13 protein-coding genes and 1 tRNA gene are annotated in these 16,681 nt (G+C 58.1%); all 14 read right to left on the bottom strand.

Annotated features, from left to right (window positions below; genetic code table 11):
- The coding region (locus ACK1U9_RS25000; RefSeq protein ID WP_025755038.1) for a GTP-binding protein at positions 1 to 425 on the bottom strand (425 nt) is incomplete at its 3' end.
- 27 nt (positions 426 to 452) lie between these two features.
- A complete protein-coding gene (fusA, locus tag ACK1U9_RS24995; protein ID WP_046617160.1) occupies positions 453 to 2,600 on the bottom strand; it encodes an elongation factor G in 2,148 nt (715 codons plus the stop codon).
- A 30-nt stretch (positions 2,601 to 2,630) separates the two neighbouring features.
- Positions 2,631 to 3,101: a 30S ribosomal protein S7 gene (gene rpsG / locus ACK1U9_RS24990; protein WP_003246741.1), complete on the bottom strand. Its 471-nt coding sequence runs from the start codon at positions 3,099 to 3,101 to the stop codon at positions 2,631 to 2,633.
- Between the two features lie 106 nt (positions 3,102 to 3,207).
- The gene (gene rpsL, locus ACK1U9_RS24985; protein WP_003257088.1) at positions 3,208 to 3,579 is read right to left on the bottom strand and encodes a 30S ribosomal protein S12; all 372 of its coding nucleotides are present in this window, start codon (positions 3,577 to 3,579) and stop codon (positions 3,208 to 3,210) included.
- A 211-nt stretch (positions 3,580 to 3,790) separates the two neighbouring features.
- Positions 3,791 to 7,990, bottom strand: a complete 4,200-nt coding sequence (gene rpoC / locus ACK1U9_RS24980) for a DNA-directed RNA polymerase subunit beta' (RefSeq protein ID WP_046617161.1) — start codon at positions 7,988 to 7,990, stop codon at positions 3,791 to 3,793.
- A 64-nt stretch (positions 7,991 to 8,054) separates the two neighbouring features.
- Positions 8,055 to 12,128 carry a DNA-directed RNA polymerase subunit beta gene (gene rpoB, locus ACK1U9_RS24975; protein WP_046617162.1) on the bottom strand — a complete coding sequence of 1,358 codons (4,074 nt, stop codon included), beginning with the start codon at positions 12,126 to 12,128 and terminating at the stop codon, positions 8,055 to 8,057.
- A 220-nt stretch (positions 12,129 to 12,348) separates the two neighbouring features.
- Positions 12,349 to 12,720: a 50S ribosomal protein L7/L12 gene (gene rplL / locus ACK1U9_RS24970; protein WP_013970630.1), complete on the bottom strand. Its 372-nt coding sequence runs from the start codon at positions 12,718 to 12,720 to the stop codon at positions 12,349 to 12,351.
- 78 nt (positions 12,721 to 12,798) lie between these two features.
- A complete protein-coding gene (gene rplJ, locus ACK1U9_RS24965) occupies positions 12,799 to 13,299 on the bottom strand; it encodes a 50S ribosomal protein L10 (RefSeq protein ID WP_003257082.1) in 501 nt (166 codons plus the stop codon).
- A gap of 197 nt (positions 13,300 to 13,496) precedes the next feature.
- On the bottom strand, positions 13,497 to 14,192 hold the full coding sequence (rplA, locus tag ACK1U9_RS24960) for a 50S ribosomal protein L1 (RefSeq protein WP_013970629.1): 696 nt from the start codon (positions 14,190 to 14,192) through the stop codon (positions 13,497 to 13,499).
- A complete protein-coding gene (gene rplK / locus ACK1U9_RS24955) occupies positions 14,192 to 14,623 on the bottom strand; it encodes a 50S ribosomal protein L11 (RefSeq protein WP_003255500.1) in 432 nt (143 codons plus the stop codon). The genes rplA and rplK overlap by 1 nt, the downstream gene beginning before the upstream one ends.
- A 119-nt stretch (positions 14,624 to 14,742) precedes the next feature.
- The gene (gene nusG / locus ACK1U9_RS24950; RefSeq protein WP_003255501.1) at positions 14,743 to 15,276 is read right to left on the bottom strand and encodes a transcription termination/antitermination protein NusG; all 534 of its coding nucleotides are present in this window, start codon (positions 15,274 to 15,276) and stop codon (positions 14,743 to 14,745) included.
- A gap of 9 nt (positions 15,277 to 15,285) precedes the next feature.
- Complete coding sequence (gene secE, locus ACK1U9_RS24945) at positions 15,286 to 15,654, bottom strand: preprotein translocase subunit SecE (RefSeq protein WP_003257081.1); 369 nt, start codon at positions 15,652 to 15,654, stop codon at positions 15,286 to 15,288.
- Between the two features lie 44 nt (positions 15,655 to 15,698).
- A tRNA-Trp gene (locus tag ACK1U9_RS24940) sits at positions 15,699 to 15,774 on the bottom strand.
- Positions 15,775 to 15,828: 54 nt separating this feature from the next.
- A partial coding sequence (locus ACK1U9_RS24935) for an elongation factor Tu (RefSeq protein WP_449110253.1) occupies positions 15,829 to 16,681 on the bottom strand: 853 nt, incomplete at its 5' end.

Raw genomic sequence — 16,681 nt, 5'->3', positions numbered from 1 at the left:
TCTACCAGGTCAGCCTTGTTCAGGAAGACCACGATGTAAGGAACGCCTACCTGACGGGACAGCAGGATGTGCTCACGGGTTTGTGGCATCGGACCATCGGCGGCCGAGCAAACCAGGATCGCGCCGTCCATCTGAGCAGCACCGGTGATCATGTTCTTCACGTAGTCAGCGTGACCCGGGCAGTCAACGTGAGCGTAGTGACGAATGTTCGAGTTGTACTCGACGTGAGCGGTGTTGATGGTGATACCGCGCGCTTTTTCTTCCGGAGCCGAGTCGATCTTGTCGAACTCAACGACTGCCGAACCGAAAACTTCGGAGCAGACGCGAGTCAGAGCTGCGGTCAGAGTGGTCTTACCGTGGTCAACGTGGCCGATGGTGCCGACGTTAACGTGGGGAAGGGAACGATCAAATTTTTCTTTAGCCACGACAGTGAACCTCTTGCCTAAAGGGGATTAGCCTTGTTTTTTAACGAGTGCTTCGACGATGTTCGACGGAGCTTCGGCGTATTTGGAGAATTCCATGGAGTAGCTTGCGCGACCCTGAGACATGGAACGAACGTCGGTTGCGTAACCGAACATCTCTCCGAGCGGAACTTCAGCGCGGACGACACGGCCAGAGACCGATTCATCCATACCCTGGACCAGACCACGACGACGGTTCAGGTCACCCATCACGTCACCCAGGTAGTCTTCCGGGGTTACAACTTCGACCTTCATGATCGGCTCGAGGACCACGCCGCCACCCTTCTGGGCCAGTTGCTTGGTTGCCATCGAAGCAGCGATCTTGAACGCCATTTCGTTGGAGTCGACGTCGTGGTACGAACCGTCGAACACGGTAGCCTTCAGGCCGATCAGCGGATAGCCGGCAACAACGCCGTTCTTCATCTGCTCTTCGATACCCTTCTGGATCGCAGGGATGTATTCCTTCGGAACCACACCACCAACGACTTCGTTGGTGAAGACCAGGCCCTCAGTGATATTGCCCTTATCGTCTTCATCCGGCTGCGAGAAGCGAATCCAGCAGTGACCGAACTGACCACGACCACCCGACTGGCGAACGAACTTGCCTTCGATCTCCACACCGGACTTGGTGATCTTCTCGCGGTACGAAACCTGCGGCTTGCCGATGTTGGCCTCAACGTTGAATTCACGCTTCATGCGGTCAACGATGATGTCCAGGTGCAGCTCACCCATACCGGAGATGATGGTCTGACCAGTCTCTTCGTCGGTCTTGACGCGGAACGACGGGTCTTCCTGAGCCAGCTTGCCCAGAGCGATACCCATCTTTTCCTGGTCCTGCTTGGTCTTCGGCTCGACAGACAGCGAAATCACTGGCTCCGGGAAGTCCATGCGCTCAAGGATGATTGGCTTGTCGGCGTCGCACAGGGTTTCACCAGTGGTAACGTCCTTCATGCCGATCAGGGCCGCGATGTCGCCAGCGCGCACTTCCTTGATCTCTTCACGCTGGTTGGCGTGCATCTGCACCATACGACCAACGCGCTCTTTCTTGCCTTTGACCGAGTTGATGACCGAGTCACCGGAGCTCAGAACGCCCGAGTATACGCGAACGAAGGTCAGGGTACCTACGAACGGGTCGGTAGCGATCTTGAACGCCAGAGCCGAGAACGGCTCGTTGTCGTCGGCGTGACGCTCGTCCTGCTGCTCTTCGGTGATCTCATCCTTCGGCACTTCGGCCAGATCAGGGTGGATACCCTTGATCGCAGGAATTTCGGTCGGAGCAGGCAGGAAGTCGATAACGGCGTCGAGAACCAGGGGAACCCCCTTGTTCTTGAACGACGAACCGCAGACAGCCGGAACGATCTCGCTGGCCAGGGTGCGCGCACGCAGACCTGCCTTGATTTCTTCGACGGTCAGCTCACCTTCTTCAAGGTACTTGTTCATCAGCTCTTCGCTGGCTTCGGCGGCGGCTTCAACCATGTTGTTGCGCCATTCGTTAGCCAGGTCGACCATATCCGCTGGAATTTCTTCTTCGCGGTAGGTAGTGCCTTTGTCGTCTTCGTTCCAGTAGATGGCTTTCATCTTGATCAGGTCAACCTGACCCTGGAAGTCGTCTTCTGCACCGATAGCCAGCTGGACCGGAACCGGGGTGTGACCCAGGCGGTTCTTGATCTGGCCGACAACGCGCAGGAAGTTGGCACCAGCACGGTCCATCTTGTTCACGTAGACAACACGTGGAACGCCGTACTTGTTGGCCTGACGCCATACGGTTTCGGACTGCGGCTCAACGCCGGAGGTACCGCAGAACACAACGACCGCGCCGTCGAGTACACGCAGCGAACGCTCTACTTCAATGGTGAAGTCAACGTGGCCGGGGGTATCGATGACGTTTACGCGGTAGTTGTCGTACTGACCACGGGAACCTTTCCAGAAGGTGGTAACGGCAGCGGAGGTAATGGTGATACCGCGCTCCTGCTCCTGCACCATCCAGTCGGTGGTCGCGGCGCCGTCATGCACCTCGCCCATCTTGTGGCTCAGACCTGTGTAGAACAGGATCCGCTCGGTAGTGGTAGTCTTGCCCGCGTCAACGTGGGCGCAGATACCGATGTTACGGTAGCGGTTAATTGCTGTAGTACGAGCCATAAAGCCCTCGCAAAATGATTGATGCTTGAATTAGAAGCGGTAGTGCGAGAACGCTTTGTTGGCCTCGGCCATACGGTGCACGTCTTCACGCTTCTTGACTGCAGCACCCTTGCCTTCAGCAGCATCCAGCAGCTCGCCAGCCAGGCGCAGAGCCATCGACTTCTCGCCGCGCTTGCGGGCGTAGTCTACGAGCCAGCGCATTGCCAGAGCGTTACGACGGGATGGACGAACTTCAACCGGAACCTGGTAAGTGGCACCGCCGACACGGCGGGACTTAACTTCGACCAGCGGAGCGATGGCGTCGAGAGCTTTCTCGAAGATTTCCAGGGGGTCGCTGTTCTTGCGTGCTTTGACGGTATCCAGAGCACCGTAAACGATGCGCTCGGCTACGGCCTTCTTGCCGCTTTCCATCACGTGGTTCATGAACTTGGCGAGGATCTGGGATCCGTACTTCGGATCGTCCAGGATCTCACGTTTTGCTGCTACACGACGTCTTGGCATGATAAGCCCTCAAACGGTCTTCAGGTTAGCCCGGGACCAGGTCTTTCGACCCCTGCCCGACCTTACTCTTATCGACTCAAATAAATGGATGTCTGCAAACGACCGATTACTTCGGACGCTTGGTACCGTACTTCGAACGACCCTGGTTACGGCCTTTAACGCCCGAAGTATCCAGAGAGCCGCGAACGGTGTGGTAACGAACACCTGGCAAGTCTTTTACACGGCCGCCACGGATCAGGACGACGCTGTGCTCTTGCAGGTTGTGGCCTTCACCACCGATGTACGAGGAAACCTCGAAACCGTTGGTCAGACGCACACGGCATACTTTACGCAGTGCCGAGTTAGGTTTTTTCGGCGTGGTGGTGTACACGCGGGTGCACACGCCACGACGCTGCGGGCAGTTCTGCAGCGCAGGTACGTCGGATTTCTCGACGGTACGCTTACGCGGCTGACGTACCAGCTGGTTGATAGTTGCCATCTACTAGCTCCACTGATTGTCTTGCGACGCTATTGTCTTGCAAGAAAGCCAAAAATTGGCGAGACGGAGCCTCACCAAATTTAAGGGTACAAAAGTCTAAAGAGGATCTTGCACCCAGTCAAGACGAGGCCCCGGCCCTCCCCGCCCGGTCATCGGCAACAATTGTTGTCACCGATGCCCTTGCGAGGCTTGCCGGGGCCCTGCCCTGTACTTAGTTACCGCTGGAGTTCAGCGCTTCGGTCAGTGCGGCTTCCACCTCACTGGCGCTCACACGCAGCGGCTTGTCGGCATCACGGCGACGCTTGCGCTCGCTGTGGTAGGCCAGACCAGTACCGGCCGGGATCAGACGACCCACGACCACGTTCTCTTTCAGGCCGCGCAGGTAGTCGCGCTTGCCGGTTACCGCCGCTTCGGTCAGTACGCGGGTGGTTTCCTGGAAGGAAGCCGCGGAGATGAACGACTCGGTCGACAGCGACGCCTTGGTGATACCCAGCAGCACGCGGGTGAACTTGGAGACGAACTTGTCCTCGGCGGCGAGACGCTCGTTCTCTACCAGTACCTGGGTCAGTTCCATCTGGTCGCCCTTGATGAAGCTGGAATCGCCCGACTCGGAGATCTCGACCTTGCGCAGCATCTGACGCAGGATGGTCTCGATGTGCTTGTCGTTGATCTTAACGCCTTGCAGACGGTAAACGTCCTGAATCTCGTTGACGATGTACTTCGCCAGCGCGCTCACACCCAGCAGACGCAGAATGTCGTGCGGATCGCTCGGGCCGTCAGAGATAACTTCGCCGCGGTTTACCTGTTCGCCTTCAAAGACGTTCAGGTGGCGCCACTTCGGAATCAGCTCTTCGTACGGATCGCTACCGTCGGTCGGGGTGATGACCAGACGGCGCTTGCCCTTGGTCTCCTTGCCGAATGCGATGGTGCCGCTGACTTCAGCCAGAATCGAGGCTTCTTTCGGACGGCGCGCTTCGAACAGGTCGGCAACGCGCGGCAGACCACCGGTGATGTCACGGGTCTTCGACGTTTCTTGCGGGATACGCGCGATAACGTCACCAACGCCGATCTGGGCACCGTCAGCTACGCCGACGAGGGCGTTGGCCGGCAGGAAGTACTGGGCAGGTACGTCGGTACCCGGCAGGTACAGGTCCTTGCCAGAGGCGTCGACCATCTTGATCGCCGGACGGATTTCCTTACCAGCGGCAGGGCGATCCTTGACGTCCAGGACTTCAATGTTGGTCAAACCAGTCAATTCGTCGGTCTGACGCTTGATGGTGATGCCTTCTTCCATGCCCACAAAGGTCACGGTACCTTTCAGCTCGGTAACGATCGGGTGGGTGTGCGGATCCCACTTGGCGACGATGGCGCCAGCTTCGACCTTGTCACCTTCCTTGACCGAAATCACCGCACCGTAAGGCAGCTTGTAGCGCTCACGCTCACGACCGAATTCGTCGGCAATGGCCAGCTCGCCGGAACGCGATACGGCAACCAGGTTGCCATCGGCACGCTCAACCTGCTTCAGATTGTGCAGACGCACCATGCCGCCGTTCTTAACCTGGACGCTGTCGGCAGCCGAGGTACGGCTTGCAGCACCACCGATGTGGAACGTACGCATGGTCAGCTGGGTACCCGGTTCACCGATCGACTGCGCAGCGATAACGCCGACAGCTTCACCGATGTTCACCTGGTGACCGCGAGCCAGGTCACGACCGTAGCACTTGGCGCAGATGCCGTAGCGGGTTTCGCAGTTGATCGGCGAACGCACGACCACTTCGTCGATGCTGTTCAGCTCGATGAACTCGACCCACTTCTCGTCGACCAAGGTACCGGCCGGAACGATGACGTCCTCGGTGCCTGGCTTGAACACGTCACGGGCGATGACACGACCCAGTACACGCTCACCCAGCGGCTCTACAACGTCGCCACCTTCGATGTGCGGGGTCATCAGCAGGCCCTGGTCGGTGCCGCAGTCGATCTCGGTAACCACCAGATCCTGGGCAACGTCTACCAGACGACGAGTCAGGTAACCGGAGTTAGCAGTCTTCAGTGCGGTATCCGCCAGACCCTTACGAGCACCGTGGGTCGAAATGAAGTACTGCAGAACGCTCAGACCTTCGCGGAAGTTCGCGGTGATCGGCGTCTCGATAATGGAGCCGTCCGGCTTGGCCATCAGGCCACGCATACCGGCCAGCTGACGGATCTGGGCTGCGGAACCCCGCGCACCGGAGTCAGCCATCATGTACATCGAGTTGAAGGACTCTTGCTCGACTTCGTTGCCTTCGCGGTCGATGACCTTCTCTTTCGAGAGGTTGGCCATCATCGCCTTGGACACTTCGTCGTTCGCCTTCGACCACAAGTCGATGACCTTGTTGTACTTCTCGCCCTGGGTTACCAGGCCGGAGGCGTACTGACTCTCGATTTCCTTCACTTCGTCGGTAGCGGTACCGATGATGCGGGCTTTCTCGTCCGGGATAACGAAGTCGTTAACACCGATGGAAACGCCGGAAATGGTCGAGTAAGCGAAACCGGTGTACATCAGCTGGTCAGCAAAAATAACGGTCTCTTTCAGACCAACCACGCGGTAGCACTGGTTGATCAGCTTGGAGATCGCCTTCTTCTTCATCGGCTGGTTGACCACGTCGTACGGCAGGCCTGCCGGTACAACCTGGAACAGCAGCGCACGGCCGACAGTAGTGTCGACGATACGGGTGTTCTTGACCACCGAACCGTCACGCTCTTTCACGGTTTCGTTGATACGAACCTTGATTTTCGCGTGCAGGGCAGCCTCGCCGGCGCGGAATACGCGGTCGACTTCCTGCAGGTCGGCGAACACGCGACCTTCGCCCTTGGCGTTGATGGCTTCGCGGGTCATGTAGTACAGACCCAGTACCACGTCCTGCGACGGAACGATGATTGGCTCACCGTTGGCTGGCGACAGGATGTTGTTGGTCGACATCATCAGCGCGCGCGCTTCGAGCTGGGCTTCCAGGGTCAGCGGCACGTGAACGGCCATCTGGTCACCGTCGAAGTCGGCGTTGTACGCGGCACAGACCAGCGGGTGCAGCTGGATGGCCTTACCTTCGATCAGAACCGGTTCAAAGGCCTGGATACCCAGACGGTGCAGGGTCGGTGCACGGTTGAGCAGCACGGGGTGTTCGCGGATCACCTCGGCGAGCACGTCCCAAACCTCTGGCAGCTCGCGCTCGACCATCTTCTTGGCAGCCTTGATGGTGGTCGCCAGACCACGCATTTCCAGCTTGCCGAAAATGAATGGCTTGAACAGCTCGAGGGCCATCTTCTTCGGCAGACCGCACTGATGCAGACGCAGGGTCGGGCCTACGGTAATAACCGAACGGCCGGAGTAGTCCACACGCTTACCGAGCAAGTTCTGACGGAAGCGACCTTGCTTACCTTTGATCATGTCGGCCAGGGACTTCAGCGGACGCTTGTTCGAGCCAGTGATGGCGCGACCGCGACGGCCGTTGTCCAGCAGGGCGTCGACCGCTTCCTGCAGCATGCGCTTTTCGTTGCGCACGATGATGTCCGGCGCCGACAGATCCAGCAGGCGCTTCAGACGGTTGTTACGGTTGATCACCCGACGATACAGGTCGTTCAGGTCGGAGGTCGCGAAGCGGCCGCCATCCAGCGGAACCAGCGGACGCAGGTCCGGCGGCAGCACTGGCAGGACGGTCAGGACCATCCACTCAGGCAGGTTGCCCGAGCCCTGGAACGCTTCCATCAGCTTCAGACGCTTGGACAGCTTCTTGATCTTGGTTTCCGAGTTGGTCTGCGGAATCTCTTCGCGCAGGCGACCGATCTCGTGCTCCAGGTCGATAGCGTGCAGCAGCTCGCGGACAGCCTCGGCACCCATGCGGGCGTCGAAGTCGTCACCGAACTCTTCCAGCGCTTCAAAGTACTGCTCGTCGTTCAGCAGCTGGCCCTTTTCCAGGGTGGTCATGCCTGGGTCGATAACGACGTAGCTCTCGAAGTAGAGCACGCGCTCGATGTCACGCAGGGTCATGTCCATCAGCAGGCCGATACGGGACGGCAGCGACTTCAGGAACCAGATGTGGGCAACCGGCGAGGCCAGTTCGATGTGCGCCATGCGCTCACGACGAACTTTTGCCAGGGCAACTTCAACGCCGCACTTCTCGCAGATCACGCCGCGGTGCTTGAGGCGCTTGTACTTGCCGCACAGGCACTCGTAGTCCTTGACTGGGCCAAAGATCTTGGCGCAGAACAGGCCGTCACGCTCAGGCTTGAACGTACGGTAGTTGATGGTTTCCGGCTTCTTAACTTCACCGAACGACCACGAACGGATCATTTCAGGCGACGCCAGACCGATGCGGATGGCGTCGAACTCTTCGACTTGACCCTGGTTTTTCAGCAAATTCAGTAGGTCTTTCAAGGCCTTTCCTCCTGGCGGAGCAGGGAGCGGGCATTACCTGCCCCACTCCCCTTCGCGTCACGTGTTATTCGGTTTCCAGATCGATATCGATACCGAGCGAACGGATCTCTTTGATCAACACGTTGAAGGACTCGGGCATGCCCGGCTCCATACGGTGATCGCCATCCACGATGTTCTTGTACATCTTGGTACGGCCGTTCACGTCGTCCGACTTCACTGTGAGCATTTCTTGCAGGGTGTATGCCGCGCCGTATGCTTCCAGCGCCCACACTTCCATCTCCCCGAAACGCTGACCACCGAACTGCGCCTTACCACCCAGCGGCTGCTGGGTAACCAGGCTGTAGGAACCAGTGGAACGCGCGTGCATCTTGTCGTCCACCAAGTGGTTCAGCTTGAGCATGTACATGTAACCAACGGTCACAGGACGCTCGAACTTGTTGCCGGTACGGCCATCGAACAGCACCATCTGGCCGCTCTCTGGCAGGTCGGCCAGCTTCAGCATGGCCTTGATCTCGCGCTCCTTGGCACCGTCGAAGACCGGGGTAGCCATTGGCACACCCTTCTTCAGGTTGTGAGCAAGGGCCAGGATCTCTTCGTCGGTGAACTCGTCGAGGTTTTCCTGACGACCGCCGATCTCGTTGTAGACCTCGGTCAGGAACACGCGCAGTTCAGCGGCCTTGCGCTGCTCTTCGATCATGCGGTCGATCTTCTCGCCCAGACCCTTGGCCGCCAGGCCCAGGTGAGTTTCGAGGATCTGACCGACGTTCATACGCGAAGGTACACCCAGCGGGTTCAGTACGACATCGACCGGAGTACCGTTGGCGTCGTGCGGCATGTCTTCGACCGGCATGATTACCGAGACGACACCCTTGTTACCGTGACGACCGGCCATCTTGTCACCCGGCTGGATGCGACGGCGGATTGCCAGGTAAACCTTGACGATCTTCAGTACGCCCGGTGCCAGGTCATCACCCTGCTGCAGCTTGCGCTTCTTGTCTTCGAACTTGTCGTCCAGCAGACGGCGACGATCGACGATGTACTGCTGAGCCTTTTCCAGCTGCTCGTTCAGTGCATCTTCGGCCATGCGCAGTTTGAACCACTGGCCGTGCTCCAGACCGTCCAGTACTTCGTCAGTGATCACAGTGCCTTTCTTCAGGCCCGCGCCACCGTCGACCACCTGGCCGTTCAGGGCAGAACGCAGACGCTCGAAGGTTGCACCTTCGACGATGCGGAACTCTTCGTTGAGGTCCTTGCGGATCTCGTCCAGCTGCATCTTCTCGATGGCCAGGGCGCGGCTGTCGCGCTCGACGCCATCACGGGTGAAGACCTGTACGTCGATGACGGTACCCTTGGTGCCGGTTGGCACGCGCAGGGAGGTGTCCTTAACGTCGCTGGCCTTCTCACCGAAGATCGCGCGCAGCAGTTTTTCTTCCGGAGTCAGCTGGGTTTCGCCTTTTGGCGTTACCTTGCCGACCAGGATGTCGCCAGCGCCGACTTCGGCACCCACGTAGACGATACCGGCTTCGTCCAGCTTGTTCAGTGCGGCTTCACCCACGTTCGGGATGTCCGCAGTGATTTCCTCTGGGCCAAGCTTGGTGTCACGCGCCACACAGGTCAGTTCCTGGATGTGGATGGTGGTGAAGCGATCTTCCTGGACCACACGCTCGGACAGGCAGATGGAGTCTTCGAAGTTGAAGCCGTTCCACGCCATGAACGCGATGCGCATGTTCTGACCCAGTGCCAGCTCACCCATGTCGGTGGACGGGCCGTCGGCCATGATGTCGCCACGCTGAACCTTGTCACCCTTGCTCACCAGCGGACGCTGGTTGATGCAGGTGTTCTGGTTCGAACGGGTGTACTTGGTCAGGTTGTAGATATCCACACCTGCTTCGCCGGTTTCAACTTCGTCGTCTGCAACGCGAACAACGATACGGCTGGCGTCGACCGAGTCGATCACGCCACCGCGGCGAGCAACCACGCAGACACCGGAGTCACGGGCAACGTTGCGCTCCATGCCGGTACCTACCAGCGGCTTGTCGGCGCGCAGGGTCGGTACAGCCTGACGCTGCATGTTCGAACCCATCAATGCACGGTTGGCGTCGTCGTGCTCGAGGAACGGAATCAGCGACGCAGCAACGGAAACAACCTGCTTCGGCGAAACGTCCATCAGGGTGACGTCTTCCGGCGCCTTGACGGTGAATTCGTTCAGGTGACGAACAGCTACCAGCTCATCGATCAGCTGCTTCTTCTCGTTCATCGCGGCCGAAGCCTGGGCGATGACGTGATCCGCTTCTTCAATGGCCGACAGGAACACGATTTCGTCGCTGACCACGCCTTCCTTCACCACGCGGTACGGGCTTTCCAGGAAGCCATACTGGTTGGTGCGGGCATAGGCAGCCAGGGAGTTGATCAGACCGATGTTCGGACCTTCAGGGGTCTCGATCGGGCACACACGGCCGTAGTGGGTCGGGTGTACGTCACGGACTTCGAAGCCGGCACGCTCACGGGTCAGACCACCTGGGCCGAGTGCGGAGACGCGGCGCTTGTGGGTGATCTCGGAGAGTGGGTTGTTCTGGTCCATGAATTGGGACAGCTGGCTGGAACCGAAGAACTCTTTCACCGCCGCCGCAACCGGCTTGGCGTTGATCAGGTCTTGCGGCATCAGGCCTTCGCTTTCCGCCATCGACAGGCGTTCCTTGACCGCGCGCTCGACACGCACCAGGCCAACGCGGAACTGGTTCTCGGCCATCTCGCCGACGCAACGTACGCGACGATTACCCAGGTGGTCGATGTCGTCGACGATGCCTTTGCCGTTACGGATGTCGACCAGGGTCTTCAGAACCTCGACGATATCTTCCTTGCTCAGCACGCCCGAACCTTCGATCTCGGTACGCCCGATACGACGGTTGAACTTCATGCGGCCAACCGCGGACAGGTCGTAACGCTCGGCACTGAAGAACAGGTTGTTGAACAGGGTCTCGGCAGCATCCTTGGTTGGCGGTTCGCCAGGACGCATCATGCGGTAGATCTCGACCAGGGCTTCCAGCTGGTTGCTGGTGGTGTCGATCTTCAGGGTATCGGAGATGAACGGACCGCAATCGATGTCGTTGGTGTACAGGGTCTCGATACGGACAACCTGCGCCTTGGCGACCTTGATCAGCAGTTCGGTAGTCATCTCGGTGTTGCATTCGGCCAGGATCTCGCCGGTAGCCGGATGCACGATGGCCTTGGCGGTAGTGCGGCCCAGGACGTATTCCATAGGAACGTCCAGCTGCTTGACGCCGGCCTTCTCGAGCTGGTTGATGTGGCGCGCGGTAATACGACGGCCCTGCTCGACGATGACTTTGCCGGTTTCGTCATGGATATCCATGACTGCAACCTCACCACGCAAACGCTGTGGTACCAGTTCCAGGCTGAGTTTCTCGCCGGAAATGTGGAACACGTTGGTGGTGTAGAAGGTGTTCAGCACTTCTTCAGTGCTGTAACCCAGGGCACGCAGCAGCACCGAGGCCGGCAGTTTGCGACGACGGTCGATACGTACGAACACGCAGTCCTTCGGGTCGAACTCGAAGTCCAGCCAGGAGCCGCGGTAAGGGATGATGCGAGCGGAGTACAGCAGCTTGCCGGAGCTGTGAGTCTTGCCACGGTCGTGGTCGAAGAACACACCAGGCGAACGGTGCAGCTGGGAAACGATCACACGCTCGGTACCGTTGATAACGAAGGTACCGTTCTCAGTCATCAGGGGGATTTCACCCATGTAGACTTCTTGCTCTTTGATGTCCTTGATCGCTTTGTTCGACGATTCCTTGTCGAAGATGATCAGGCGCACCTTGACCCGCAGTGGGACCGCGAAGGTCACGCCACGCAGGACACATTCCTTCACATCGAAGGCGGGTTCGCCCAGGCGATAGCCTACGTACTCCAGGGCAGCATTGCCGGAGTAGCTGATGATCGGGAATACCGATTTGAAGGCCGCGTGCAGGCCGACGTCGCGGAACTGATCCTTGGATGCTCCCGCTTGCAGGAATTCGCGATACGAATCCAGCTGGATGGCCAGGAGGTAAGGCACATCCATGACGTCCGGCAACTTGCTAAAGTCCTTGCGGATACGTTTTTTCTCAGTGTATGAGTAAGCCATCAGCGTTCCCCAGCTTGGTCACCTGCTTGTTTGGCTTCTCCCGGCGGGAGCAGCCAGAAAATCGTGCAAACCCCTTGGTTTGCGCCACCCACATGGGTGTCTTGCAGCTTGTTATCGGGGCCGGCCTGACCGGCCACCAATAACGGAAAAAGGCCGGTGGCATAAGCCACCAGCCATCAGCCCTTCGCTCAACGCTCGGACTGGAGTCGCAAAGTCGAGATTACTTCAGCTCGACTTTAGCGCCAGCTTCTTCCAGCTTCTTCTTCGCGTCTTCAGCGGCTTCTTTCGAAACGCCTTCAGCGATAACCTGAGGAGCGCCGTCGACTTTCTCTTTGGCTTCTTTCAGGCCCAGACCGGTCAGTTCACGAACGGCCTTGATCACGTTTACTTTCTTGTCGCCAGCTTCGGTCAGAACGACGTTGAATTCGGTCTGTTCTTCAACAGCGGCAGCAGCACCAGCAGCTGGGCCAGCGGCAACAGCGGCAGCAGCGGTAACACCGAAGGTTTCTTCCATCGCTTTGATCAGTTCAACAATTTCCAGAACAGTTTTCTGGCCGATCGCTTCGATGATTTGCTCGTTAGTCAGAGACATGACTTAAATCCTGTATTGGGGTGACAGCCTACGCAGCCATCAAATTAAACGTATGATTTTGAAAGAGTTGCGGGTGCCTTAGGCAGCAGCAGCTTCTTTCTGGTCGCGCAGAGCTGCCAGGGTACGAGCCAGCTTGCTGGTTGCACCTTGGATTACGCTCATCAGCTGTGCGATAGCCTCGTCGCGAGTTGGCAGGGTCGCCAGCACGTCGATCTGGTTAGCGGCAAGGAACTTGCCGTCAAACGCAGCTGCCTTGATCTCGAACTTGTCCTGACCCTTGGCGAACTCTTTGAACAGACGAGCAGCAGCGCCCGGGTGTTCGTTGGAGAAAGCAATCAGGGTCGGGCCTTTGAACGCGTCGTTGAGGATCGAGAATTCGGTGCCTTCAACAGCGCGCTTCAGCAGGGTGTTACGTACGACACGTACGTAAACGCCAGCTTCGCGGGCCTCTTTACGGAGTCCGGTCATTGCGCCTACAGTCACACCACGGGCATCAGCCACGACAGCGGACAGAGCGACTTTGGCAGCCTCGTTGACTTCAGCGACGATGGCCTTCTTGTCTTCGAGTTTAATTGCCACGGGTTTACTCCTGGTTTTTACCGTTTCATCTGGCCGAAGCCGGATGTCGTTTTGGTGTCTGATTCGGTAACGAATCGGGAGCACCATCTGCGTGGGCTGGTGTTTTAAGGCTTGCGCCGCCTACGGTCTTGGATAGCCCCCGCCAGGCAGGGACCCCAATTTTTGCTGGTGGCGCGACAGGTCGCGCCACCATGTTCTTACACGTTCAGCGAGCTCTGATCGATGACCAGACCTGGGCCCATGGTGGTGCTCAGGGTAACGCGCTTGACGTAGATACCTTTCGAGGAAGCTGGCTTGATACGCTTCAGATCAGCGATCAGGGCTTCAACGTTTTCCTTCAGCTTGCCGGCTTCGAAACCGACCTTGCCAACGGAGGTGTGGATGATACCGTTCTTGTCGGTACGGTAGCGAACCTGACCAGCCTTGGCGTTCTTGACGGCGCCGGCTACGTCTGGGGTCACGGTACCAACTTTCGGGTTAGGCATCAGGCCGCGAGGACCCAGAACCTGACCCAGCTGACCTACAACGCGCATGGCATCAGGCGATGCGATAACGACGTCATAGTTCAGGTCGCCGCCTTTCATTTCGGCAGCCAGATCGTCCATACCTACGCGGTCAGCGCCGGCAGCCAGAGCGGCTTCAGCAGCTGGACCCTGGGTGAAGACAGCAACGCGAACAGTCTTGCCAGTGCCGTGCGGCAGCACAGTAGCGCTACGTACGACCTGGTCGGATTTACGCGGGTCAACACCGAGGTTAACGGCGATGTCGTAGGACTCTACGAACTTGGCAGCAGGCAGCGAAGCCAGCAGAGTGGCCGCTTCTTCGAAGTTGTAGGCCTTGCCTGCTTCGATTTTCTCGGCGATTGCCTTTTGGCGTTTGGTCAGCTTAGCCATTACACACCCTCCACGTTCAGGCCCATGCTGCGGGCAGAGCCAGCGATGGTGCGTACAGCAGCGTCCAGGTCAGCGGCAGTCAGGTCAGCCTGTTTGGCTTTCGCGATATCTTCCAGCTGAGCACGGGTAACGGTACCGACTTTAACGGTGTTCGGGCGAGCCGAACCACTGGTCAGGCCAGCAGCTTTCTTCAGCAGAACCGAGGCAGGGGTGCTCTTGGTCTCGAAGGTGAAGCTACGGTCGCTGTAGACAGTGATGATCACAGGAGTCGGCAGGCCGGCTTCTTGACCCTGGGTACGGGCGTTGAAGGCCTTGCAGAATTCCATGATGTTCACACCGTGTTGACCCAGTGCTGGACCAACGGGTGGGCTTGGGTTGGCCTGGCCGGCCTTAACTTGCAGCTTGATGTAAGCCTGAATCTTCTTAGCCATGAGCTACTCCAAAATCGGGTACGAACGCCTGTTGGCTCCCCGGATGACTTGCGTTTTATCCCAGTGACGACAAAACCCCGCAGCACACAGGGCTGCGGGGTATGGGATGCTTCGTCCGCCTAGACCTTTTCGACCTGGCTGAACTCGAGCTCCACCGGAGTAGAGCGACCGAAAATGAGCACCGCTACCTGCAGGCGACTCTTTTCGTAGTTAACCTCTTCGACACTACCATTGAAGTCTGCGAACGGACCGTCAATGACTCGAACCACTTCACCCGGCTCGAACAGCGTCTTCGGCTTCGGCTTGTCGCTACCGTCGGCAACGCGACGCAGGATAGCCTCTGCTTCTTTATCGGTAATCGGCGCAGGCTTGTCTGCGGTACCACCAATAAAGCCCATCACGCGAGGGGTATCCTTGACCAAGTGCCAAGTCCCTTCGTTCATCTCCATCTGGACAAGTACATAGCCAGGGAAGAATTTACGCTCACTCTTGCGCTTCTGGCCGTTGCGCATTTCGACGACTTCTTCGGTCGGGACCAGGATCTCGCCGAAACCGTCTTCCATGCCAGCCAGCTTGACGCGCTCGATCAGGGAGCGCATTACATGCTTCTCGTAACCCGAGTAAGCATGCACAACATACCAACGCTTAGCCACGGGACACCTTTAGCCAACGATCAAGGAGACCGCCCAGCCGAGCAGGGAATCAAGACCCCACAGCAGCAGTGCCATAACCAGCACGACAGCCACGACAATCAACGTGGTCTGGGTGGTTTCCTGGCGGGTCGGCCACACGACTTTACGAATCTCGGTACGAGCTTCCTTCGCCAACGCAAAGAACGACTTGCCCTTCGCAGTCTGCAGAGCTACAAAGCCCGCGACAGCAGCCAGGACGAGAAGTGCGAGGACGCGATACAAGATCGGGGAGGCGGAGTAATATTGGTTACCCACTACACCGACAACCACCAAAGCCACTACAGCCAGCCACTTGAACAGATCAAAACGCGATTCTTGGGCTTCAGTTTTGGGAGTCATCGAGGAGGATCCTGTGAGAAGAAAGCCATCACACCGAGGTGAAATGGCAGGTCAGGAGGGAATCGAACCCCCAACCTACGGTTTTGGAGACCGTCGCTCTGCCAATTGAGCTACTGACCTGTAACGCTGTATCAGGCCGGCCATTATACCGGCCTGATCAAGTAAATCAACTACTTATTCAATAATTTTTGCTACGACACCGGCGCCGACGGTACGACCGCCTTCACGGATAGCGAAGCGCAGACCGTCTTCCATTGCGATGGTCTTGATCAGGGTAACAGTCATCTGAATGTTGTCACCTGGCATTACCATTTCAACGCCTTCCGGCAGTTCGCAGTTACCGGTCACGTCAGTGGTACGGAAGTAGAACTGAGGACGGTAGCCTTTGAAGAACGGAGTGTGACGACCGCCTTCTTCCTTCGACAGAACGTAGACTTCTGCGGTGAACTTGGTGTGCGGCTTGACCGAACCTGGCTTGACCAGAACCTGGCCACGCTCAACGTCGTCACGCTTGGTACCACGCAGCAGAACGCCGCAGTTCTCGCCAGCACGGCCTTCGTCCAGCAGCTTGCGGAACATTTCAACACCGGTGCAGGTGGTGGTCGAAGTGTCACGCAGACCAACGATTTCCAGCGGATCCTGAACGCGGACGATACCACGCTCGATACGACCGGTAACAACGGTACCACGACCCGAGATCGAGAATACGTCTTCGATCGGCATCAGGAACGGCTGGTCAACGGCACGAACTGGCTCAGGGATGTAGGCATCCAGAGTTTCTACCAGCTTCTTGACAGCGGTAGTACCCATTTCGTTGTCGTCTTTGCCTTCCAGGGCCATACGAGCCGAACCGATGATGATCGGGGTGTCGTCGCCTGGGAAGTCGTAGGTGGACAGCAGGTCGCGAACTTCCATCTCGACCAGTTCCAGCAGCTCGGCGTCGTCTACCAGGTCAGCCTTGTTCAGGAAGACCACGATGTAAGGAACGCCTACCTGACGGGACAGCAGGATGTGCTCACGGGTTTGT

The sequence above is a fragment of the Pseudomonas sp. XP1 genome (assembly GCF_053557675.1).
This window is presented reverse-complemented; position numbering and strand designations above follow the sequence as displayed.

What these genes read in the sequence shown, in the direction of transcription:
- fusA (WP_046617160.1), bottom strand. Translation starts at nt 2,600, where the DNA reads ATGGCTCGTACTACAGCAATTAACCGCTACCGTAACATCGGTATCTGC.
- rpsG (WP_003246741.1), bottom strand. Translation starts at nt 3,101, where the DNA reads ATGCCAAGACGTCGTGTAGCAGCAAAACGTGAGATCCTGGACGATCCG.
- rpsL (WP_003257088.1), bottom strand. Translation starts at nt 3,579, where the DNA reads ATGGCAACTATCAACCAGCTGGTACGTCAGCCGCGTAAGCGTACCGTC.
- rpoB (WP_046617162.1), bottom strand. Translation starts at nt 12,128, where the DNA reads ATGGCTTACTCATACACTGAGAAAAAACGTATCCGCAAGGACTTTAGC.
- rplL (WP_013970630.1), bottom strand. Translation starts at nt 12,720, where the DNA reads ATGTCTCTGACTAACGAGCAAATCATCGAAGCGATCGGCCAGAAAACT.
- rplA (WP_013970629.1), bottom strand. Translation starts at nt 14,192, where the DNA reads ATGGCTAAGCTGACCAAACGCCAAAAGGCAATCGCCGAGAAAATCGAA.
- rplK (WP_003255500.1), bottom strand. Translation starts at nt 14,623, where the DNA reads ATGGCTAAGAAGATTCAGGCTTACATCAAGCTGCAAGTTAAGGCCGGC.
- secE (WP_003257081.1), bottom strand. Translation starts at nt 15,654, where the DNA reads ATGACTCCCAAAACTGAAGCCCAAGAATCGCGTTTTGATCTGTTCAAG.